At 60.7% G+C, this 23205-nt stretch carries 18 protein-coding genes; 7 read left to right on the top strand and 11 right to left on the bottom strand.

Translation table 11 applies throughout. From position 1 onward, the window contains the following. Positions 1–120: 120 nt before the first annotated feature. A complete protein-coding gene (locus BM300_RS27310; RefSeq protein ID WP_092221360.1) occupies positions 121–1338 on the bottom strand; it encodes a cytochrome P450 family protein in 1218 nt (405 codons plus the stop codon). Between the two features lie 140 nt (positions 1339–1478). Here BM300_RS27310 and BM300_RS27305 point away from each other — a divergent pair, with 140 nt between their 5' ends. Beyond that, positions 1479–2636, top strand: a complete 1158-nt coding sequence (locus BM300_RS27305; protein WP_063323908.1) for a serine hydrolase domain-containing protein — start codon at positions 1479–1481, stop codon at positions 2634–2636. Between the two features lie 126 nt (positions 2637–2762). Here BM300_RS27305 and BM300_RS27300 read toward each other — a convergent pair whose 3' ends face one another. Next, positions 2763–3887: a transglycosylase SLT domain-containing protein gene (locus BM300_RS27300; RefSeq protein ID WP_092464504.1), complete on the bottom strand. Its 1125-nt coding sequence runs from the start codon at positions 3885–3887 to the stop codon at positions 2763–2765. Positions 3888–4072: 185 nt separating this feature from the next. On the opposite strand from BM300_RS27300, the gene BM300_RS27295 reads away from it, so the two are divergent. From BM300_RS27295 to BM300_RS27280, 4 genes are all read left to right on the top strand, one after another. After that, on the top strand, positions 4073–4561 hold the full coding sequence (locus tag BM300_RS27295) for a type III secretion system chaperone family protein (RefSeq protein WP_063323906.1): 489 nt from the start codon (positions 4073–4075) through the stop codon (positions 4559–4561). Positions 4562–4572: 11 nt separating this feature from the next. Then, positions 4573–6696: a type III effector gene (locus tag BM300_RS27290; protein ID WP_092464502.1), complete on the top strand. Its 2124-nt coding sequence runs from the start codon at positions 4573–4575 to the stop codon at positions 6694–6696. Between the two features lie 356 nt (positions 6697–7052). Next, complete coding sequence (locus BM300_RS27285; protein ID WP_092464500.1) at positions 7053–9461, top strand: penicillin acylase family protein; 2409 nt, start codon at positions 7053–7055, stop codon at positions 9459–9461. Between the two features lie 102 nt (positions 9462–9563). Then, the gene (locus BM300_RS27280; protein ID WP_003206631.1) at positions 9564–9905 is read left to right on the top strand and encodes a carboxymuconolactone decarboxylase family protein; all 342 of its coding nucleotides are present in this window, start codon (positions 9564–9566) and stop codon (positions 9903–9905) included. Between the two features lie 235 nt (positions 9906–10140). Here the strand turns inward: BM300_RS27280 and BM300_RS27275 are convergent, their stop codons facing one another. The 8 genes from BM300_RS27275 to BM300_RS27240 form a co-directional block, all read right to left on the bottom strand. Further along, positions 10141–11028, bottom strand: a complete 888-nt coding sequence (locus BM300_RS27275) for an ABC transporter permease subunit (protein ID WP_063323903.1) — start codon at positions 11026–11028, stop codon at positions 10141–10143. Next, a complete protein-coding gene (locus BM300_RS27270) occupies positions 11025–11945 on the bottom strand; it encodes an ABC transporter permease subunit (protein WP_063323902.1) in 921 nt (306 codons plus the stop codon). Before BM300_RS27270 ends, BM300_RS27275 begins: the two co-directional genes overlap by 4 nt. Next, complete coding sequence (locus BM300_RS27265; protein WP_063323901.1) at positions 11942–13084, bottom strand: ABC transporter ATP-binding protein; 1143 nt, start codon at positions 13082–13084, stop codon at positions 11942–11944. The genes BM300_RS27270 and BM300_RS27265 overlap by 4 nt, the downstream gene beginning before the upstream one ends. A gap of 62 nt (positions 13085–13146) precedes the next feature. Further along, the gene (locus tag BM300_RS27260) at positions 13147–14244 is read right to left on the bottom strand and encodes a polyamine ABC transporter substrate-binding protein (RefSeq protein ID WP_092221344.1); all 1098 of its coding nucleotides are present in this window, start codon (positions 14242–14244) and stop codon (positions 13147–13149) included. Positions 14245–14428: 184 nt separating this feature from the next. Then, positions 14429–15526, bottom strand: a complete 1098-nt coding sequence (locus tag BM300_RS27255) for a polyamine ABC transporter substrate-binding protein (RefSeq protein ID WP_024617271.1) — start codon at positions 15524–15526, stop codon at positions 14429–14431. A 196-nt stretch (positions 15527–15722) separates the two neighbouring features. Continuing rightward, entirely contained in the window at positions 15723–17087 is a 1365-nt protein-coding gene (locus BM300_RS27250; RefSeq protein WP_092149105.1) for an aspartate aminotransferase family protein, read from the bottom strand. A 58-nt stretch (positions 17088–17145) separates the two neighbouring features. Then, complete coding sequence (locus BM300_RS27245) at positions 17146–18504, bottom strand: glutamine synthetase family protein (RefSeq protein ID WP_018610575.1); 1359 nt, start codon at positions 18502–18504, stop codon at positions 17146–17148. A 40-nt stretch (positions 18505–18544) separates the two neighbouring features. Further along, entirely contained in the window at positions 18545–19321 is a 777-nt protein-coding gene (locus BM300_RS27240) for a gamma-glutamyl-gamma-aminobutyrate hydrolase family protein (protein WP_092345185.1), read from the bottom strand. Between the two features lie 278 nt (positions 19322–19599). Here BM300_RS27240 and BM300_RS27235 point away from each other — a divergent pair, with 278 nt between their 5' ends. Then, positions 19600–20976 carry a glutamine synthetase family protein gene (locus BM300_RS27235; RefSeq protein ID WP_014340747.1) on the top strand — a complete coding sequence of 459 codons (1377 nt, stop codon included), beginning with the start codon at positions 19600–19602 and terminating at the stop codon, positions 20974–20976. A 285-nt stretch (positions 20977–21261) separates the two neighbouring features. Beyond that, entirely contained in the window at positions 21262–21894 is a 633-nt protein-coding gene (locus BM300_RS27225) for a TetR/AcrR family transcriptional regulator (RefSeq protein WP_072342898.1), read from the top strand. A gap of 42 nt (positions 21895–21936) precedes the next feature. Here BM300_RS27225 and BM300_RS27220 read toward each other — a convergent pair whose 3' ends face one another. Further along, positions 21937–23106, bottom strand: coding sequence for an IS4 family transposase (locus BM300_RS27220; protein ID WP_092462707.1), 1170 nt, complete (start codon positions 23104–23106; stop codon positions 21937–21939). Positions 23107–23205 lie beyond the last annotated feature (99 nt).

Below are 23205 nucleotides of genomic sequence, written 5' to 3'. Positions count from 1 at the left end.
CGAGCCGATGCCATTTTTTGCACAGCCCCCGCAGCCCCTGCTGTTCAGTCGATAAACCCGTGGCGAGGGAGCTTGCTCCCGCTGGGCTGCGCAGCAGCCCCTTTTTCATCAAGACCTCGGTCATCCATCCACCGACCAACACACCGGCAACGCCTCCGGCCCCCTGAAGTTGGGCACGTAGCGCCAGCGTACGGCGCCGGGATCGACCGCCAATTGCAGCCCAGGGCAGCACCGAAGAAGTGTGTTCAAGGCGATTTCCAATTCCTGCCGGGCCAACGAGGCGCCCAGGCAATAGTGCGTGCCTTTGCCGAACGACATGTGCGGGCAGGCCGGGCGAGTGATGTCGAGCGTGTCAGGATTTGCACACAGCGTTTCGTCACGATTGGCCGAGCCCACCACCGCAATCAGCAGTTGCCCGCGTAGCAAGCGTTGTCCGGCCAGTTCGGTGTCCCGGGTAACGAAGCGGACCATGGCCCGCTCCACCGAAGAGTCATAGCGCAGAAGCTCCTCGACCGCGCCAGGCATTAACGCCGGCTCGTCACGCAATTGCGCCAGCACCTTCGGGTGCTGCACGAGCATGTGCACCGCATTGCCGATCATCGATGCCGACGTTTCGTGCCCAGCGATGATCAGCAGCGCGATCATGCTGCACAGCTCACTCTGGCTGAGCATGCTGCCCTCTTCCTCGACCTGCGCCAGCGCCGAAACCAGGTCATCGCCCGGCTGTGCTCGACGCTGGTCGATCAACGCGAGCATGTAGCCCGCGAATTCCTTGTAGCAATGCTGCAACTCGCTCAGGTCATGCCCCACCTGCTGGACGATCATGTGGGACCAGCGGCGGAAGTCGTCACGATCTTGTGCAGGGACGCCAAGCAATTCGGCGATGACAGTGATCGATAACGGGAATGCATATTGGCTCACCACGTCCATTTGGCCGCTCGACCACACGGGTTCCAGCAACGTCTCGGCGATCTGTTCGATACGCGGCCGCAGGGCATTCACCGCCTTCAACGTGAAGGCCTTGTTGACCAGGCGACGCAAGCGGCGATGACTGTCGCCATCGCGGTTGAGCATGTGGTCGTTAAGAAACGCGATGGATTGTTCGCCGCCGAGCATCGCGGCGAACTGCGCATCGATCCGCGACGGGTCACGGGCGAAGCGCTCGTTGTCCAGCAGCACCTCCTCGACTTCCCGCGCACCGGTGACGTACCACATCGGCAACTGCCCTTCGGCCTGGCTGAGGAACACCGGGGACGCCTGGCGCAGCGCCGCATAATGCCGATAAGCCTCGCCACGAAAGGCGTCGCTATTCAAATCAAGGGTACGCTCGTAAGCCATGAACACTCTCCAGGGGCATGAATCGTTGCTCCTGAGTGGCCGGGCGCGCCAAAAAAGATCCATGTGGGTTACCTGCCGGTGAACCGTTTGCACGGCCACGGTCACTCAAGGGAAAACACCAACCCTTGCGTGGAGCTGACATGACGCGTGCACTTGCAATCCATGGCCAATGCGACACTCGTTTCGAACCGGTCAAAGAGGCGTTTATCCGGCTGATGCAAAGCCCCTTCGAACGCGGCGCCGCCCTTTGCATCCAGATTGACGGCGAAACCGTTATAGACCTGTGGGCCGGCACTGCCGGGCCGGAGCCGGACAGCCATTGGCAGCGCGACACGCTGCTCAATCTGTTTTCCTGCACCAAGCCCTTCACGGCGGTGGCGATCATGCAGCTGGTCGGCGAAGGACGCCTGGACCTGGACGCGCCGGTCTGCCACTACTGGCCGGCCTTCGCCAACGCCGGCAAAGCGTCGATCACCCTGCGCCAGGTGCTTTGCCACCGTGCCGGGTTGCCTGCGCTGCGCACGCCCCTGGCACCGGAAACCCTCTACGACTGGGACACCATGACCGACCTGATCGCCGAGGAAACTCCTTGGGCCGCGGCTGGGGAACAGCAGACCTATTCACCCTTGCTGTTCGGCTGGATCCTCGGCGAATTGCTACGCCGGGTGGATGGCCTGACGCCGGCGCAAAGCATTCACCAACGCGTGGCGGTGCCGCTCGGGCTGGACTTCCACCTCGGCCTGGACGACGCGACCATCGCCCGCTGTGCCTACATGGCGCGCACCAAAGACGAGATCGACGACGAAGCGTTTGGCCGGGTGTTGAAGGACGTGCTCAACGAGCCGACCGCCATGAGCGCGCTGGCCTTCGCCAACCCGCCCATGGTGCTGGGACGCAGTAACGAGACGGGCTGGAAACGCATGACCCAACCAGCGGCCAACGGACACGGCAATGCCCGCAGCCTGGCGGCGTTCTACGCAGGCCTGCTCGACGGGCAACTGCTGGAGTCACCGCTGCTCAACGAAATGTTGCGCGAGCACAGCGCCGAATACGACCCGACCATCCAGACCCCAACGCGTTTCGGCCTGGGCATCATGCTCAACCAGCCGGACGTGGCGAACGGCAGTTATGGCATGGGCAACGAGGCGTTCGGCCACATGGGCGCCGGTGGCACCATCGGGTTTGCCGACCCTGAACGCGGCGTGGCGTTCGGCTTCGCCTGCAACACCATTGGTTCCTACGTCTTGATGGACCCACGCGCGCGCGGCCTGGCCAATGTCGCGATGGGCTGCCTGTAAACCCTGGATGACCGGCTCGATGCTACTCACTTAAGCGAAAGATCAGGCTGCGGAAGATCGTTCCCCACGCTCCGCGTGGGAATGCCGCCAGGGACGCTCCGCGTTCCGCTTCTGGAAGCAACCGGCTCACACCCCTGGCGGCACTACCACCTCCGCCACCTGCGGCTCGGCCGAGCCGGTATCGGGTGAGGCAACCACTTGTTCTTCGCTACCGGCCACGCGGGGCAGCGCGGCCTTGGCGATCATGTCCGGTTGGGCCAGCAACCTGCGCGATGCGTCCAGGGGCATCAGCAGGCGCCCCCTGGCCCTGCCGCGCGCGGCAGGGTTGAGCATGCGCAATTCTCGTTCATGAACACCGGACAACTGCGCCAGGTGCGCCAGATCCACCGGCTGCGCCAAGGCGACCATCTGGAAATACGGCTGGTCGGCGATGGGCGCCAGGCTCACGCCATAGTCGGCGGGCGCATTCACCAGTTGCGACAGCGCCAGCAGCCGCGGCACATAGTTCTGGGTCTCGCCGGGCAACGACAGGTTCCAATAGTTGGTCGCCAGGCCGCGGGCGCGATTGCGCGTGATGGCGTCGCGTACGCGCCCTTCCCCGGCGTTGTAGGCAGCCAGCGCCAGCAGCCAGTCGCCGTCGAAGTAATCGTGCAGGTAGGACAGATAATCCAGGGCGGCCCGCGTCGATGACGGAATGTCTCGGCGCTCGTCATAGTCGCCCCGCTGCTGCAATTGATAGCGGCGCCCCGTGGCGGGAATGAATTGCCAGAGGCCCAGGGCCTGGGCCGGTGATTGGGCGTTCGGATTGAACCCGCTCTCGATGGCTGGCAGCAGCGCCAGTTCCAGCGGCATGTTGCGCTTGTTCAGTTCACCCACGATGAAATGCAAGTAACGGCTGCCGGCACGCCCGGTCTGGGTGAGAAAAGCCGGGCGATCCATCAGCCAGCGGCGTTGCTCATCGATACGCGCCACACCCTGGGTCTTGGCCTGCAAGGAAAACCCCTGGCGCATGCGCGTCCACAGGCTGCCGCCGCCTTGCGGGGATGACTCGCCGATCTGGATGATCGTGTCCGTAGGCGCCGGCTCAAGCCAGCGCAGTTGCGAGCGGTAAGGCTCGTTGGCGAACGGATCACCAATGGTCAACTGCGGTTCGAGGTGCTGGCAGCCATACAGCAAGGTCCCCATGGCCAGCATGGACAACCCTTTGGGGACGAAGCGAAGGGCCGGCAAAAGTGCAATTGATCGAGGCATGGGCGGTCAACCTTGAGTGAGGTGGCGCCATTGGGTGGCAGATCGCAAGGCAGCGGTTCCACGCGGCTCGTCCGGCACGCTGTCATCGGGCGGCAGGGGCTCGGTTGGAACCGAAATGCCGCAGCTGTCACTCACCATGGGCAGCAGGCGCTCGTCGGCGCCTGGATGACAATGCGAGGTCACTCATGGCGTCACCCATCTATTGCAAGCTGATCGATCAGCTCTGCGAACTCACAATGATTCCTACCCCGGCAGCGTTCTACGAGCAGGCGAACCTGTCGGTCAAGGATGTGGACTTTTCCCTGAAGCACACCCCAGGCGTGGGTGAGGGAGACGTCTTTATCTACTGCAGCTTCGGGCCATTGCCGGTGGCGAATCGGGAAGCGGTCCTGCAACGGCTGCTGGAAACCAACCTGTACCTGCTGAGCGGCGCGTTCTGCCCTTCCCTGTCTTACAACCGCGACAGCGAACAGGTGATCCTGATCGGCCACGTCCCCCTGGAAACCCTCACGGCCGAGCGCCTGCTCGGGCTGATGGGCGGTGCTGCCGACATGGCGCTGATTTGGCGCGACGGCTACTTCTTCGACGGTGCCAGCCCAAACGACACCGCCAAGACCACCCAGCACAAACCCACCCCCCGTAGCACCGGGCTCAACAGCGCCCTGTCAATCTAGGAGAACACGACATGCCAGATTTATCAGTAGGACGAAGCACCAGCTCGGCGGCGTTGCACCAGCAGGACGATCGCATCACGCCGGTGGGAACCAGCCTGTCCGGGCAGGTTCGTCCCTCCACCAATCCCCTGGTGCCTTATCACTTCGAAGGACAGGCGACCGACAAGACCCAGCAAACACTCCGAACCAGGCAACAGCGCCTGACAGGACTGGTCACCAGCCTCGGCAAGAAAAACCCTGAGAGCGACCCCATTGGCTATGCACGGGAGCACATGAGCCTGGAAGGCAAGGTATTGGGCTACGCGCCAGGCACAAGTTATCAAGATGTACAGAAGCATCTCGCCGCACTCGGCGGCACGCCACACCCGATGCTGTCGGGCCATGAAGAAACCGAGGCATTCGTCAAGGACTTCAACGAGTACCTGGCCAAGAATGAGGACGACCGGAAAGAGGACGGCGGTTTCAAGGCGGTCTGGGACAAACACTGCGAGCGCATGGGTAATACCCTTGGCGCCTATCATTCGTTGTGCCAGGAAGTCATTGATAAAACCCCGGAAGGGAACGATCGCCAACTGCTGAAAAATAGCCATGAAGCCTTCCGCGGTTATGCCAAGGGTGTCATGCAAGCCCTGACGCAAGACATGCCCACGCGCTTGAATACCTTCATGGAAAGCCGAATCGAGCACGCGCAGAGTGCAGCGACCAACGAGAGCCTTTCCCAACCCGAACGCGATCTGGCGAAAGATCAACTGGATCAGTTGCTCGAGGTCCAGGGGGAGCTTGGCGAGTTGCTCAAGACCGATGACGACAAGCCGAACACGCCAAGCGAACTGGCGACGGCGACGAAGAAAAACGAGGTGCTGGACACCGCACTGAAGAACGTCGCACGCCAGGACTATGTCGCCGACCTCAAGACCAAAAGCGGCTTTGTAACCGGCCTGGCGGTGTTCGCCGGGGCGGGGATCCCGCAGGGCGTGGCGTCTGCGGGCCACTTTGGCGCGATCACAGCGTCGATTGATGAAAAAATGGCGGACGCCTCCTACGGCAAGCATGTCGCGGCGACCTCGACTGTCCTAGGCGCCGCCCACAAGGTGATCAGCGACGGCATCCGCCCATTCGTCCAGGTCGTCGTCGACAAGACCATCGGCGCCGGCCTGGAAAAAGTCGATCCGATGTCGGTCTATCCCAAGGCCCTGCAAGTCGTCACCCAGGACGGACGTCGGGTCGAGAACGCTGGACGCGATGCCCTCGACCTCACACAGGAGCAAAAGCGCAACGACTTCAAGCTCAAACAGAACGCGAACAACTTTGGCACCATGAGTGGTGACTTCACCGGCTACCTCGCCTTCGGTGCCGCCCATGCCGTGCGCGATACCATTGATCAATTCACCTCGGTAAACGCCGGCGGCATCATCGCCCGCACGACGGCCTCAGCAGTGGGCGGCACCTTCATGGCGGGGGGCCAGGCAGTGGCGAAATATGCGCAAACCCACGGTGATGAGGAGATTCCCACCTACCGGGTGACCAAGGAAAACCGCAACTGGGGCGAACTGTTACCCAAGGCGTTTTCCGAAGCGACAGGAAAGCTCAACCCGATCAGCATGGCCAACGTCAGCGACCTCGCCAACCGGATCGTTGGCGTAGGCGAAGGGGTCGCCATGCGTACAGCCGTGGGCGACGCAGCCGCGGTGGGTGAAAACCCGGAAGTGCGGGAAAAAATGGAGCAGATTGTCACAACCTTCTTCTCCTCCGGCCTGACGCTGCTTCCGTTCTTCGCCAACAGTGTGGCGGCACCGCTCGAAAACAAGGCGCTGAGCGGCAAAGACGACCTGACCAAGCGAGCAAACGTACCGCTGCAGAACGTGACAAATCCAAACCGAGACGGCCTGCCCCACACCCAGCCGGAAGGCTGGCGGCGCGACCTGGAAAATACCTACCATGTGACCCGCGGCCTTACCCAGGTCGTTCCGCAAACCGCTATCGCGGGGCTTAACCTGGGTACCGAATGGGCCCAAAGCCTGGCACCGCGGCCCAAAAAAGCCTCTGGCGATGACATTCAACTGGCAGAGCGAGGCGAAGCGCGGCCCCAGGGCGGGCCGTCCAACGAACCTGCACCCACTACCCGGCCAAGCTGATGAACCCGCCGGGCTATCTTTCGCTGGCTTGACGCCCATCGGTTGAAACCGTCCTTCTACGCCGGCCGCAGGAGCCTCCTGTGGCCGGCCCTCGCGACACACGCCGACTCACATCCCTTTGCGCTTCGACGACGACCGACGTGATTGCCATGCCGATCAACGATAGCCTTCCGATTCGCCGCGCCGACCTCCAAAGCCCAGCCGCTGCCTGAAACCTTCCACCGCCTATACTCTGGCCCGCGAGGCGACTTGGAGAAAATCCCTCCGACGGACGATGCGCCGGGAAGCAGCCCTATGCTACACAGGGAATCAACAGCGACACCAAGGGACCGCTGTCACCAGAATAAGGAATCACCATGAAACGCACCCTCATCGCCTTCCTGTCATTGATCGTCACCGCGATCATCGTCGCGGGTGGCTACCTCTACAGCAAGCAGCCCACCCGCCAAGGCACGGTGCAGTTGCAAGGGCTGCATGGCTCGGTGACGGTGCGCTACGACGAACGCGGTGTGCCGCATATCCGCGCCGAGAACGAAACCGACCTGTACCGCGCCCTCGGTTATGTCCATGCCCAGGATCGGCTGTTTCAGATGGAGATCATGCGCCGCCTCGCCCGTGGTGAGCTGGCCGAGGTGCTGGGGCCGAAACTGCTCGACACCGACAAGCTGATGCGCAGCCTGCGCATTCGCGAGCGTGCCGCGGCCTACGTGACCGAGCAGGACCCACAATCCCCCGCCTGGCTCGCCATGCAAGCCTATCTGGATGGGATCAACGCCTACCAGGACAGCCACACCCGTCCCGTGGAATTCGACGTGCTGGGCATTCCCAAGCGCCCCTTCACCGCCGAAGACACCGTGAGCATTACCGGCTACATGGCCTACAGCTTCGCCGCCGCCTTTCGCACCGAACCCCTGCTGACCTACGTGCGCGATGTGCTGGGTGCCAACTACCTGAACATTTTCGACCTCGACTGGCAGCCTCAGGGCGTGCTGGCCGAAGGTCGCAAGGGCAGCCTGCCGCTGGCTGCCGCCGACTGGAAAGACCTCGACGCCCTGGCCCGCCTGAGCGAGCAGGCCCTGGCTGATAACGGCCTGCCGCAGTTCGAGGGCAGCAATGCCTGGGCGGTCTCCGGCAGCCGCACCCACAGCGGCAAGCCGTTGCTGGCGGGTGACCCGCACATCCGTTTTTCCACGCCTTCGGTGTGGTACGAGGCGCACTTGTCGGCCCCGGGGTTCGAACTCTACGGGCAATACCAGGCACTGCTGCCCTTCGCGACGCTGGGTATGAACCGGGATTTTGGCTGGAGCATCACCATGTTCCAGAACGACGACCTGGACCTGATCGCCGAGAAGGTCAACCCGGACAATCCCGAGCAGGTCTGGTATCGCGACAAATGGGTGGACATGACCCGCAGCGAGCAGCAGATCGCGGTCAAGGGCCAGGCGCCGGTGACGCTGGTGCTGCGCCAGTCGCCCCATGGCCCGATCGTCAACGATGCCCTCGGCGCGAACGCCGGCAAGACCCCGGTCGCGATGTGGTGGGGGTTCCTGGAAAGCCGCAACCCGATCCTCGATGCCTTTTACCAGCTCAACCGCGCCGACACCCTCACCAAGGCTCGCGGCGCTTCGGCCAAGATCCACGCGCCGGGGCTGAACGTGGTGTGGGCCAACGCCAAGGGGGACATCGGCTGGTGGGCCGCCGCGCAACTGCCCAAGCGGCCAGTCGGCGTGAAGCCCGGCTTCATTCTCGATGGCAGCAGCCCGGAGGCGGAAAAGGAAGGTTTCTATCCGTTCAGCAGCAACCCGCAGGAAGAGAACCCGGCGCGGGGCTACATCGTTTCGGCCAATTTCCAGCCGGTGCCGGCCAGCGGCATCGAGATCCCCGGTTATTACAACCTCGCCGACCGTGGCCAGCAACTCAACCACCAGCTCAGCGACAAGCAGGCGAAGTGGGACATCGAAACCACCCAGAAACTGCAACTGGGCACCACCACCGCCTACGGCCCGCGCCTGCTCGCGCCTTTGTTGCCGGTGTTGCGCGAGGTGGTCAGCGATCCGCAGGAGCGCAAATGGGTGGAGCAACTGGCCCAATGGCAAGGCGATTACCCGCTGGATTCCATCAGCGCCACGCTGTTCAACCAGTTCCTGTTCAACCTGGCCGACGCCGCCCTGCACGATGAACTGGGTGACGGCTTCTTCGAAACCGCCCTGTCGACCCGGGTGATCGACGCAGCCCTGCCACGCCTGGCGGCTTCAAAGGATTCACCGTGGTGGGATGACCGCACGACGCTGGGCGTGGAAACCCGTGCCGACACGGTGAACATTGCCTGGAAGAAAAGCCTGGCCCACCTGCGGACCACCCTGGGTGACGATGCCACGCAATGGCAGTGGGGCAAGGCTCATACCCTGATCCATGGTCATCCGCTGGGTCTGCAAAAGCCGCTGGACCGGATCTTCAATGTCGGTCCGTTTGCGGCCCCCGGCACCCATGAAGTGCCCAACAACCAATCGGCCAAAATCGGTCCGGCCCCTTGGCCGGTGACCTATGGTCCTTCTACCCGGCGGATCATCGACTTCGCCGATCCGGCCCATAGCGTCACCATCAATCCGGTCGGCCAGAGCGGCGTGCCCTTCGACAAGCATTACGAGGATCAGGCCGAGGCGTACATCGAAGGGGTCTATCACCAGGCGCACCTGGCCGAGGAAGAAGTGGTGGCCAATACCCGCGCGACCCTGAAACTATTACCGGCGAGGAGCTCGCACTGATTCTGGCGGGTGTAATTTTTCATTACCAACAAGCTCAATCGTCATTGATGGTCAAGACTACAAGGGTTCAACACCCCGCCCCCTCTCACAGGAGTCAATGCAATGTTCAATAACTGGTCCGAGCTGCTGCCTACCATCAAGAGCGCCTTTGGCGCCCTGGGCAAAAGCAATCCGAAGATGGTCAAGGCCTACATGGCCCTGGACGAAGCCGCGGCTGAAAACGACGTGCTCGATGCCAAGACCCGTGAGCTGATCTCCATCGCCGTCGCCATCACCACGCGCTGTGACGGTTGCATCGGCGTACACACCGACGCCGCCATCAAGGCCGGCGCCACCCGCGAAGAAATCGCCGCCACCCTGGCCACCGCGGTGTCCCTGAACGCGGGCGCGGCCTATATCTACTCCCTGCGCGCGCTGGAGGCCCATGACGCGTTGAAGAAGTGAACGGCCAATAACCTGCCGGCCGCTATCGCGAGCAAGCTTGCTCCCACAGGTATCGATCGTTCCTCACGCTCCGCGTGGGAATGCCGCCAGGGACGCTCCGCGTTCCGCTTCTGCAAGGTGACGCAGAGCGTCACCGGATGCATTCCCACGCAGAGCGTGGGAACGATCGACATCTTCGTCGACTGTCACACCGCTTTCGCGAGCAAGCCCGCTCCCACAGTTACTCAGCGTCCGATTAAACCGGAGCGGTCTCGGCCCGACGCACTTCCGGCTGTTTCCAGGAGTCGGCAGCGCTTTCTTCGATGGCTTGCTGGATCGCCCGCTTACGGCTTTCTTCGGCGCGGCGGCTGAAGAACCAAACCAGGAAAGTCACCAGCGACACCGCCAGCAGGATCAGGCTCGCCACGGCGTTGATTTCCGGTTTCACACCCAGGCGCACCGCCGAGAACACTTCCATCGGCAAGGTCGTCGAGCCAGGGCCGGAGACGAAGCTCGCCAGTACCAGGTCATCCAGGGACAGCGCGAACGACATCATGCCCCCCGCTGCCAGTGACGGTGCGATCATCGGGATGGTGATCAAAAAGAACACCTTCCACGGCCGCGCACCGAGGTCCATGGCCGCTTCTTCGATGGACAGGTCCAGCTCACGCAAGCGCGCCGAGACCACCACCGCCACATACGCCGCGCAGAACGTGGTGTGGGCAATCCAGATCGTGACGATGCCACGCTCCTGGGGCCAGCCGATCATCTGGGCCATGGCTACGAACAGCAGCAACAGCGACAGGCCGGTGATCACTTCCGGCATCACCAGCGGCGCGGTGACCAGGCCGCCGAACAGCGTGCGGCCCTTGAAGTGGGTGATGCGGGTCAACACGAAGGCCGCCAGCGTCCCCAGGGCCACCGCGGCAATCGCCGTGTAGCAGGCGATCTCCAGCGAGCGCACCACCGACCCCATCAACTGGCTGTTGTCCAGCAGGCCGACGTACCACTTGATCGACCAGCCACCCCACACCGTCACCAGTTTCGAGGCGTTGAACGAATAGATCACCAGGATCAGCATCGGTGCGTAGATGAACAGCAAACCCAGCACCAGCATCAGGCTTGAAAAACTGAAGCGCTTCATTCCTTGCCCTCCATTTCTTTGGCCTGACTGCGGTTGAAGAGGATGATGGGCACGATCAGGATCGCCAGCATCACCACCGCCAGGGCGGATGCCACCGGCCAGTCACGGTTGTTGAAGAATTCCTGCCACAGCACTTTGCCGATCATCAGGGTTTCCGGGCCACCCAGCAGTTCCGGGATCACGAACTCGCCCACCACGGGGATGAACACCAGCATGCAACCGGCGACGATGCCGTTCTTGGACAGCGGCACGGTGATTTTCCAGAAACTGTTGAAGGTGCTCGAACCCAGGTCCGACGCGGCTTCCAGCAGGCTGGGGTCATGTTTCACCAGGTTGGCGTACAGCGGCAGGATCATGAACGGCAGGTAGGAGTAGACGACCCCGATATACACCGCCAGGTTGGTGTTGAGGATCTGCAGCGGTTCGTTGATAAAACCCATGCTCAGCAAAAAGCCGTTGAGCAAGCCGTTGTTGCTGAGGATGCCCATCCACGCGTAGACGCGGATCAGGATCGCGGTCCAGGTCGGCATCATGATCAGCAGCACCAGCACCGTCTGCATCTCTTTGCGGGCATTGGCGATGCCATAGGCCATCGGGTAGCCGATCAGCAGGCACAAGACCGTGCTGATCAGGGCCATTTTCAGCGAGCCGAGGTAGGCGGCGATGTACAACTCGTCCTCGCTCAGCATCGCGTAGTTGGCGAGGTTGAGCAGCACCTGCAGCTTCTGGTCGACGTAGCTGTAGATCTCGGTGTACGGCGGGATGGCTACGTCGGCTTCGGCGAAGCTGATCTTCAGGACAATGAAGAACGGCAGCATGAAGAACAGGAACAGCCAGATGAAGGGCACCCCGATGACCAATTGGCGGCCACCGGGCGTTATTCGATCGAGTCGGCGTTTGAGTTTGCGCATGTTCATGAGCGAAGTACCACGCCGCTGTCGTCTTCCCACCAGACGAACACCTGGTCGCCCCAGGTCGGACGCTGGCCGCGGCGTTCGGCGTTGGCGACGAAGGACTGCACCAGCTTGCCGCTCGGCAACTCGACGTAGAACACCGAGTGGCCGCCCAAGTAGGCGATGTCATGGACCTTGCCGCTGGACCAGTTGTTCTCGCAGGTCGGTTGTTCGGCGGTGACCAGCAGTTTTTCCGGGCGAATGGCATAGGTCACGGACTTGTCCTGCACCGAGGTGCTGATGCCGTGGCCCACGTAGATGTTGCGGTCCAGGTCCTTGCAGGTCAGCACCGCGTGGCCTTCGGCGTCGTCCACCACTTCGGTCTCGAAGATGTTGACGTTGCCGATGAACTCGCAGACCAGCCGGCTGGTCGGGGTTTCGTAGATGTCGATCGGGCTGCCGATCTGGGCGATCCAGCCCAGGTGCATGATCGCGATGCGCTCGGCCATGGTCATGGCCTCTTCCTGGTCGTGGGTCACCATGACGCAGGTCACGCCAACCCGCTCGATGATCTCCACCAGTTCCAGCTGCATCTGCGAGCGCAGTTTTTTATCCAGCGCGCCCATCGGCTCGTCGAGCAACAACAGCTTCGGCCGCTTGGCCAGGGAACGGGCCAGGGCCACGCGCTGGCGCTGGCCGCCAGATAGCTGGTGCGGCTTGCGCTTGGCGTATTGGCTCATCTGCACCAGCTTGAGCATTTCAGCCACGCGGGCATCGATCTCGGCTTTCGGGATCTTGTCCTGCTGCAAGCCGAAGGCGATGTTCTGCGCCACGGTCATATGGGGGAACAAGGCGTAGGACTGGAACATCATGTTGATCGGCCGCTCGTAGGGCGGCATGTCGGTGATGTCCACACCGTCGAGGTAAATCCGCCCTTCGGTAGGCCGCTCGAAACCAGCCAGCATGCGCAACAAGGTGGATTTGCCCGATCCCGAACCGCCGAGCAAGGCGAAGATCTCGCCTTTCTTGATTTCCAGGGACACATCGTCCACGGCAATCGTCTCGTCGAACTTCTTCGTGACCCGGTCGATTTTGACCAACACCTGCTTGGGTGTCTGGTCGCCCTCGAGGGCTTTCTTATAGGCGCCGGAGGCAACTGCCATTTACGAAACTCCCACAGAATTTGCAGTTCGCCCCACGCGGACGAACCTTTAGAATGTTGACGTTATTTACCCGACTTGACCTTGGTCCAGCTGCGGGTCATGAGTCGTTGGATCTTGGGCGGCAACTCGGAGTTGACGTAGAGCTTGTCGACGACCGCTTGCGGTGGGTAAACCGCTTCGTCGGTACGTACTTTCTGATCCATCAGCTCGCCAGCCTTCGGGTTCGGGTTGGCATAACCGACGGTGTCGCTGACCTGGGCGATGACTTCAGGCTTGAGCACATAGTTGATGAAGGCATGTGCCTGCTTGACGTTGGTGGCGTCGCGCGGGATCGCCAGCATGTCGAACCAGAGGTTGCCGCCTTCCTTGGGAATCACATAGGCGATTTCGACGCCCTTGCCGGCTTCGCTGGCACGTTCGCGGGCCTGGAAGATGTCGCCGGAGAAACCGGCGGCCACGCAGATCTCGCCGTTGGCCAGATCGGAGATGTACTTGGAGGAGTTGAAGTAGGTCACGTAAGGCCGGATCTTGAGGAGCTGGGCCTCGGCCTTCTTGTAGTCTTCAGGGTCTTCGCTGTTGGGGTTCAGGCCCAGGTAATTGAGCATCGCCGGGATCATCTCGTCGCCGGAGTCGAGGAACGAAACACCGCAACTGGACAGCTTCTTGATGTTTTCCGGTTCGAACAGCATGGCCCACGAGTCGATCTTGTCGACGCCCAGGACCGCCTTGATCTTCTCGACGTTGTAGCCGATGCCATTGGTGCCCCACAGGTAAGGTACGGCGTACTGGTTGCCCGGGTCGTTCTTTTCCAGGCGCTTGAGCAGCACAGGGTCGAGGTTGGCGTAGTTGGGCAACTGCGCCTTGTCGAGCTTCTGGAACGCCCCGGCCTTGATCTGCTTGCCCAGGAAGTGGTTGGACGGCACCACCACGTCATAACCGGTACGCCCGGCCAGCAACTTGCCTTCCAGGGTTTCGTTGGAATCGAACACGTCATACACCGGCTTGATGCCCGTGGCTTTTTCGAAATCCGCCAGGGTGGTCTCGCCGATGTAGTCCGACCAATTATAAATATGCACGGTGGAGGCGGCCTGGACGCTGACGGCGAGCGTCAGGCCGGCACCGACCAGCAAGGCGTTGCGTAACAAAGAAAAGACTGGCACGTGGAGGTCCTCTTAAATAGTTGGGCCCAAGTTGCCCCCGTTACTTGACCATGAGAGGCCCCGCAACAAAACCGGCGCGCAACTTACCTTCGATAAACCGATCCAGCAAAACTTTTAGTTATTTAATGGCTCCTGTTGCCGCCGCCGCGATGGCAGCGACAACAGGAAGATGCTTCAGGCCGGCTTATTTACCGGATTTGATCTTGGTCCAGCTGCGGGTCATGATCCGCTGGGTCGCGGCTGGCAGGTCGGCAATCGCGTAAAGCTTGGCTTGCACGTCTGCCGGCGGGTAGATGCCCGGGTCGCTGGTGATTTCCTTGCTGACCAGCGGCGTAGAGGCCGCGTTGCCGTTCGGGAAGCTCACGGTGTCGGTGATTTCAGCCATGATTTCCGGCTTTTGCAGGAAGGTCATGAATTTGTAGGCACCCTCGACGTTCTCGGCATCCTTGGGGATGGCGACCATGTCGAAGAAGCTGCCAGCACCTTCCTTCGGAATGTTGTAGCTGACTTTAACCTTGCCGCCGGCTTCGGCCGCACGGGACTTGGCCTGGTAGATGTCGCCCGAGTAGCCGACCGCTACGCAGATGTTGCCGTTGGCCAGGTCGGAGATGTACTTGGAGGAGTGGAAGTAGCCGATCGAAGGACGGATCTTGAGGAACAGCGCCTCGGCCTCAGCCAGTTGCTTCTTGTCCTGGCTGTCGGTCGGATAGCCCAGGTAATGCAGCGCCACCGGGATCATTTCGGTCGGCGAGTCGAGGAAGCTGATGCCACAGGCTTTCAGCTTGGCGGCGTTTTCCGGCTTGAACAGCAAGTCCCACGAGTTGGTTGGAGCGTCGGCACCGAGGGCAGCCTTGACCTTCTCGGCGTTGAAGCCGATGCCGATCGAACCCCACATGTACGGGAAGGCATGTTCGTTGCCCGGGTCGCTCACCGAAACGGCCTTGAGCAGGTCGGTATTCAGGTTTTTCCAGTTGGGCAACTTGGACTTGTCGAGTTTCTGGTAGACCCCGGCCTTGATCTGCTTGGCCAGGAAGTTGTTCGACGGCACCACGATGTCATAACCGGACTTGCCGGCCAGCAACTTGGCTTCCAGGGTTTCGTTGCTGTCGAATACGTCGTAGACGACTTTGATCCCCGATTCTTTCTCGAACTTGGCGACGGTGTCCGGCGCAATGTAGTCGGACCAGTTATAGACGTGCAGCACTTTATCGTCCGCCTGAACCGCGCCCGCCATCACGCCCATCAGGGACATGGCCAGGAGGGTCTTGCCAGCTATCTTCATACCTAATGTCTTCATGCCTAATGCCTTCATGAAAAAGTGCTCCAGTTATTCTTCTTAGCCACGTTCAGTAGCCGGCTCGCGGACAACTTGAACGGTCGGTAGTCTGGCAAGTTACAGGCCAGGCTTTCAACACAAGCCCAGCCTTTTATTCTCGCTGGGCGAGGCCCTTGCAGGCACCTCGCTCAGAGCCTAGCACTTAGCCTTGCAACGCACTGAGCGTCAGGTCCAGGCACTGCCGCGCCTTGGCCACTAACTCGTCAATCTCGGCCTTGCTGATCACCAGCGGCGGCGCAATGATCATGGTGTCGCCCACCGCGCGCATGATCAGCCCGTTATCGAAGCAGAACTGCCGGCAGATCATGCCCACGCCCTTGCCTTCGTAGCGCTTGCGCGTGGCCTTGTCCTGGACCAGTTCGATCGCTCCCAGCAAACCGACACCGCGCACTTCACCCACCAGAGGATGATCGTTCAGTTCCCGCAAACGCTTCTGCAAATAGGGTGCCGTTTCGCTGTGGACACGCTCGATGATCTTTTCGTCGCGCAGGATGCGGATGTTTTCCAGGGCCACCGCTGCGGCCACCGGGTGACCGGAGTAGGTAAACCCGTGGTTGAAGTCTCCGCCTTCGTTGAGCACCGCGACCACGTCGTCACGCACGATCAGCCCGCCCATGGGGATGTAGCCGGAGGTCAGGCCCTTGGCGATGGTCATCATGTGCGGTTTCAACCCGTAGTGATCGGTACCGAACCACTCACCGGTACGACCGAAACCACAGATCACCTCGTCGGCCACGAACAGGATGTCGTACTTGGCGAGGATTTCCTTCATGCGCGGCCAGTAGCTGTCCGGCGGTACGATCACGCCACCGGCGCCCTGGATCGGCTCGGCGATGAAGGCGCCGACGTTGTCCACGCCGAGCTCCAGGATCTTTTCTTCCAACTGGTTGGCCGCCCACACGCCGAACTCTTCGGGGCTCATGTCGCCGCCTTCGCCGAACCAATAAGGTTGGGCGATGTGGACAATGCCCGGGATCGGCAGGTCGCCCTGCTCGTGCATATAGGTCATGCCACCCAGGCTCGCGCCGGCCACGGTCGAACCGTGGTAACCGTTCTTGCGGCTGATGATGACTTTCTTGTTCGGCTGGCCCTTGATCGCCCAATAGTGGCGGACCATCCGCAGCATGGTGTCGTTGCCTTCGGAGCCGGAACCGGTGAAGAACACGTGGTTCATGCCTTCTGGGGCGATGTCGGCGATGGCTTTGGACAACTCCAGCACTGGCGGGTGGGCCGTCTGGAAGAACAGGTTGTAGTACGGCAGCTCGCGCATCTGTTGGCTGGCGGCGTCGGCCAGCTCCTCGCGGCCATAACCGACGGCCACGCACCAGAGGCCGGCCATGCCGTCGAGGATCTTGTTGCCTTCACTGTCCCAGAGGTAGACACCCTTGGCGTGGGTGATGATGCGCGGGCCTTTCTCTTTGAGCTGTTTGAAGTCGCTGAACGGCGCCAGGTGGTGATCGTTGCTCAGGGCCTGCCATTCACGGGTTTGCGGGTTGTTGCGGGTCATGCCAATTCTCCTTTTATCGGTGAGGGCGAAGCTGCCTGAAGCAGCCTCGCCCGGCGCTTCAGACGGCGAAGAGCAGGAATTCCCGCTCCCACGAACTGATGACGCGCTTGAAGTTTTCATGCTCGGCCCGCTTGACCGCGACGTAGCCTGTGATGAATTTCTTGCCCAGGTATTTCTCGATGGTGGTGCTGTTTTCCATGCGTTCCAGGGCGTCTTCGATGGTCAGCGGCAAACGCAGGTTGCGGCGTTCGTAGCCTCGGCCCACCACCGGCGCGCTCGGGTTGATGCCTTCGACCATGCCGATGAAGCCACACAGCAGGCTGGCGGCAATCGCCAGGTACGGGTTGGCATCGGCGCCCGGCAAGCGGTTTTCCACCCGACGGTTCTGCGGCCCGGCATCCGGCACGCGCAGGCCCACGGTGCGGTTCTCTTCGCCCCACTCCACGTTCACCGGCGCCGACGTGTCCGGAAGGAAGCGACGGAACGAATTGACGTTGGGGGCGAACAGCGGCAATAGCTCGGGGATGAATTTCTGCAGGCCACCGATGTGGTGCAGGAACAGATCGCTCATGGTCCCGTCTTCATTGGAGAAGACGTTCTTGCCGGTTTCCTTGTCGATGATGCTCTGGTGCAGGTGCATCGCACTGCCCGGCTCACCGGTCATGGGCTTGGCCATGAAGGTGGCAGCCACGTCGTGCTTGAGTGCCGCTTCGCGCATGGTGCGCTTGAACACCAGGATCTGGTCGGCCAGGGACAGGGCATCGCCATGACGGAAATTGATTTCCATCTGCGCCGTGCCATCCTCGTGGATCAGGGTATCGAGGTCCAGTTCCTGCAGTTCGCACCAGTCGTAGACGTCTTCGAACAGCGGGTCGAATTCGTTGGCCGCTTCGATCGAAAAGGACTGCCGGCCGGTTTCCGGGCGGCCGGAGCGGCCCACGGGCGGTTGCAGCGGAAAGTCCGGGTCGTCGCTGCGCTTGGTCAGGTAGAACTCCATTTCCGGCGCGACGATCGGCTGCCAACCCTTATCGGCGTAGAGCTTGAGTACTTTCTTGAGCACGTTGCGCGGCGACAGCTCGATGGGGTTGCCCTGCTTGTCGTAAGCGTCGTGGATGACCTGGGCTGTGGGCTCGATGGCCCAGGGCACAAGGAATACTGCGTTCTCGTCCGGGCGACAGATCATGTCGATGTCGGCAGGGTCGAGCAGTTCGTAATAGATGTCGTCTTCGACATAGTCGCCCGTAACGGTCTGGAGCAGAACGCTCTCGGGCAGGCGCATGCCTTTCTCGGCGATGAACTTGTTGGTCGGCGAGATCTTGCCCCGGGTGATGCCGGTGAGGTCGCCAATCATGCATTCGACTTCTGTGATCTTGTGGTCTTTCAACCAATCGGTGAGCTGGTCGAGGTTGTTACTCATAAATGCCTCTAGGCGTGAGTTTCCTGACGGCTATTAGTCGTCAGGCGTTGTTTGACGCATCGGCGTCGCGTTGTGCTGCCCTTGCTCGGCAGGCATCGCCAAATGCCTGGAAAATCGCAAGGTAGTGCGGGTTAGAGCTTACCTCCCATTCGGGGTGCCATTGCACACCTAAAGCAAAAGCCTTGCCTCCTGGCACCGAAACAGCCTCGATCAGGCCGTCGGGGGCCACCGCTTCGGCCCGCAACCCAGGTGCCAGGCGCTCGATGCCTTGGCTGTGGATCGAGTTGACTTCTATTAGCTGGGGCAATCCCAACCCTGCAAGTACACCACCAGGCTGGATATGTACGGCATGGGCAGGACCGTATTGGACATCCACCGCTTGAGTATCGTCTTCACGATGATCGATGAACGTTCCGACTTCATGAACTTTCTGATGCAGGCTGCCGCCAAAGGCTACGTTCATCTCCTGGAAACCTCGGCAAATGCCCAGCACCGGGATACCCGCATCGACAGCGGCGCGGATCAGCGGCAAGGTGGTGGCGTCCCGTGCAGGATCATGAGCAGTGCCTGGCGCACTGGCCGGGCCCTGGTAATGAAAAGGTTCTACATTGGAAGGAGAGCCAGTCAGAAGAATGCCGTCCAGGGCGTCCAGAATATCGGACGGCGGGAACAGATCCGCCAGGGACGGGATCAGCACTGGCATGCCCTTGGCGGCTGTTGCGACAGCCCGGGAATATTTTTCGCCACTGATGTGATAAGCATGCAGACCAATCTGCCTGGAGCAGGTGGTGACGCCGATTAACGGCAGGCGAGACATGAAGCACCCCGGTATTATTGCTGTTATGGGTTTGAATCGAGCTTAGCCTTGTTCATTTTTTTACACAACACCCCCGTAAAAAATACAACACGGCCCGCTCAAGCCTGCGGGCGCCAAGCCCTCTAAAGGGAAAAAAACGCCCCAAATTGCCTCAAAAAAGCCCTTGAGGTGCTTTTTTAGGGCAAAAAAGGCCCTGCTTGACTTCGGCATGCCGTTCGGGTTGACTGGCTTTCGAAGAGATCAATGATTGATATTTTTAACAACAAAGGTGTTGCATCATGTCGGTACCCCCGCGTGCCGTTCAGCTTAACGAAGCGAACGCGTTCCTTAAGGAACATCCTGAGGTTCTGTACGTTGACCTTCTGATTGCGGATATGAATGGTGTGGTGCGCGGCAAGCGCATAGAACGCACCAGCCTCCACAAGGTTTACGAGAAAGGCATCAACCTGCCGGCCTCTTTATTTGCCCTGGATATCAACGGCTCTACGGTGGAAAGCACCGGCCTGGGCCTGGACATCGGCGACGCTGACCGGATCTGTTATCCAATCCCTGACACCCTGTGCAATGAACCCTGGCAGAAGCGCCCTACTGCGCAACTGTTGATGACCATGCACGAACTCGAAGGCGAGCCTTTCTTCGCCGACCCGCGTGAAGTCCTGCGCCAAGTCGTGACCAAGTTCGATGAACTGGGCCTGACCATCTGCGCCGCATTCGAGCTGGAGTTCTACCTGATCGACCAGGAGAACGTGAATGGACGCCCACAACCGCCCCGCTCGCCGATCTCCGGCAAACGCCCGCACTCGACCCAGGTCTACCTGATCGATGACCTCGACGAATACGTCGATTGCCTCCAGGACATTCTGGAAGGGGCCAAGGAGCAAGGCATTCCCGCCGACGCCATCGTCAAGGAAAGTGCCCCGGCGCAGTTCGAAGTGAACCTGCACCACGTGGCCGACCCGATCAAGGCCTGCGACTATGCGGTCCTGCTCAAGCGTCTGATCAAGAACATCGCCTACGACCATGAAATGGACACCACCTTCATGGCCAAGCCGTATCCGGGCCAGGCGGGTAATGGTCTGCACGTCCACATCTCGATTCTTGATAAAGATGGCAAGAATATTTTTGCCAGCGAGGATCCCGAGCAGAACGCCGCACTGCGTCACGCGATCGGCGGTGTGCTCGAGACCCTGCCCGCGCAGATGGCTTTCCTCTGCCCGAACGTCAACTCCTACCGTCGTTTCGGCGCACAGTTCTACGTGCCGAACTCGCCGACCTGGGGCCTGGACAACCGCACCGTGGCTTTGCGCGTCCCTACCGGTTCGGCCGATGCCGTGCGCCTGGAACACCGCGTTGCCGGTGCCGATGCCAACCCGTACCTGCTGATGGCCTCCGTGTTGGCAGGCGTGCACCACGGCCTGGTCAACAAAATCGAGCCCGGTGCGCCGGTGGAAGGCAACAGCTACGAGCAGAACGAGCAAAGCCTGCCGAACAACTTGCGCGATGCCCTGCGCGAACTGGACGACAGCGAAGTCATGGCCAAGTACATCGATCCGAAATACATCGATATCTTCGTGGCCTGCAAGGAAAGTGAGCTGGAAGAGTTCGAACACTCCATCTCCGACCTCGAGTACAACTGGTACCTGCATACCGTGTAAGGGGTTGCTGTAAAGAAAAACGCCGCGGCCCTAAAGGCTGCGGCGTTTTTTTGGCTGTTCACAACACCCATTGTGGCGAGGGAGCTTGCTCCCGCTGGGCTGCGCAGCAGCCCCAAAAAGGCTTAATCGGTCAACCTGAAGCACCGCAGTGGCTGACTTCGGGGCTGCTTCGCAGCCCAGCGGGAGCAAGCTCCCTCGCCACAGGGATACCTTTCTTCCCAAGCGCCGCTATGGACCCTCCCCTCGCTCTGCGTACAATGCCCGCCAGCCCCGCAGGAGACAGCCATGACGCGCATCGCCACCCCTCGCAAACCCCGCGCACGCAGCCAGGCCCGGATCGACACCATTCTCGATGCCGCCCGGACGCTGCTTGCCGCCGAAGGCGTGGCCAGCTTGTCGATCTACAGCGTCGCCGAGCGCGCCGGGATCCCGCCCTCCTCCGTGTACCATTTTTTCGCCAGCGTCCCGGCCCTGCTCGAAGCCCTGACCGCCGACGTCCACGCCGCTTTTCGCGCGGGCCTGCAAGCACCGATCGATCATGCAGCGCTGAACCATTGGCACGACCTGTCACGGCTGGTGGAACAGCGCATGCTCGCCATCTACAACCAGGACGCCGCCGCTCGCCAGCTGATCCTGGCCCAGCACGGCCTGACCGAAGTCACCCAGGCCGACCGCCAACACGACCTCGAGCTGAGTGACTTGATGCACAAGGTGTTCGACCACCATTTCGCCCTGCCGTCCCTGCCCGGCGACGTCGACGTGTTCGCCCTGGCCATGGAACTGGGCGACCGCGTCTACGCCCGCTCGATACAGCAGCACGGCCACATCACACCGCGCATGGCCGAAGAAGGCATGCGGGTATTCGATGCCTACCTGGGGTTGTACCTGCCGCCGTATTTGCCCAAGCGTTCTGATTGATCGTCCCCACGCTCCGCGTCACTAGTGTCCGGTAAAATCTTTTCAGAGCTGAAGGTTACCTTGGGTAGCCTTCAGCTCTGTTTGCTTCTGCCTTCGGTCTTCAAGGCGTTCGATGCTCAATGGGCGTTCGAACAAGCTGTGGGTCAGCCTAATAGCAAAGTCTGAAATAGGCCCCGAACATCCTGAGCGGTGCTGATAAAGGTGCAGCAAAAGGTAGGTAATCAAGGCGCTGTAGATCTGCAGACGAACGGCATTTTCGGAGAAGCCGAAATATCGTTTTAACTTGAGGTTTTGCTTGATCCACTTGAAAAACAACTCGATCTGCCAACGTTGTTTGTACAGATCAGCGACCTCCTCAGCTGAGCGAGAGAAGTCATTGGTAACCAGCACCAGTGGCGTTTCATGGTCGTCTCGACGAACCTGAATCCGGCGCACAGCCTGATCCTGATAGTGATTCGGACGTCGAGTGTTCAGGTATTTCTTACCGAACAGCACCGATTCGTCTGCCTCAATGAATTCCGGTGCATCGTCTTTTCTCAAGCTTTCTACCTGCTTCAGGTTGGCGTTTTTTTTCAGCCGTGTGACGAAGAAAGAGCCCAACTGATCGATCTGGTACCACCAGTTGTAGTCGCAGTAACCCTTATCGAAAACGTATGTCATACCCGCTTCAAGAGGCATGGTCAGGGCATCGCTCAGATCGTTGACGTTGGCGGCGGTGATGTTCACGTAAGTCGGGGCTGTTTGCCGTGGATCGATTGCCACATGCACCTTCAGGCCTTGAGTTATGCGGGTTTTCGTCGCGGTGGTCCATTCGTCAAAACCGGGTCCACGCAGGCTGATTGAGGTCGAATCGATCAAGGTGATCATCGCTTCGAGCGACTTGCGCTGTTTGCGACCAACACCTTGAAGCAGGTGCTCGCAGGCCAGGCGAAACGGTTCAGAGCTGCGCTTACTCAAGGCATCGCAAAGGGTTGAACGCACCATGTTCTTGGCGTTTAGGTGATAACGATGGGGTTCCAGCGACTGTGAAGCTGTCGCCAACGTGCGCAAGCTTTTAGCTTGGACAAGCTGACCGTAAATCAGCGTGATAAGTAGATCCCAGGAAGTGAACTGCTTAGCGTAACGATCAGCACCACAGCGTTTGACGGCTGCCTTGAAGAGCTGATGAGGAAGGGCCTGGAGCATTTGTGCAAATCGCGTGCTGCTGAACATGGGCGAAAATCGAGTCTGAAAAACCTGATTATTGCTTAAGACGCAGGCACAGCAAGGGGGAGCAAGCTCCCCCTTCAGTTTTTACCGGACACTAGTGAC

Origin of the sequence: Pseudomonas sp. NFACC46-3, assembly GCF_900114515.1 — a bacterium.
Lineage (GTDB): Bacteria > Pseudomonadota > Gammaproteobacteria > Pseudomonadales > Pseudomonadaceae > Aquipseudomonas > Aquipseudomonas fluorescens_Q.
Note: the sequence above shows the minus strand (reverse complement) of the source record. Positions and strands in the feature narration are given on the sequence as shown.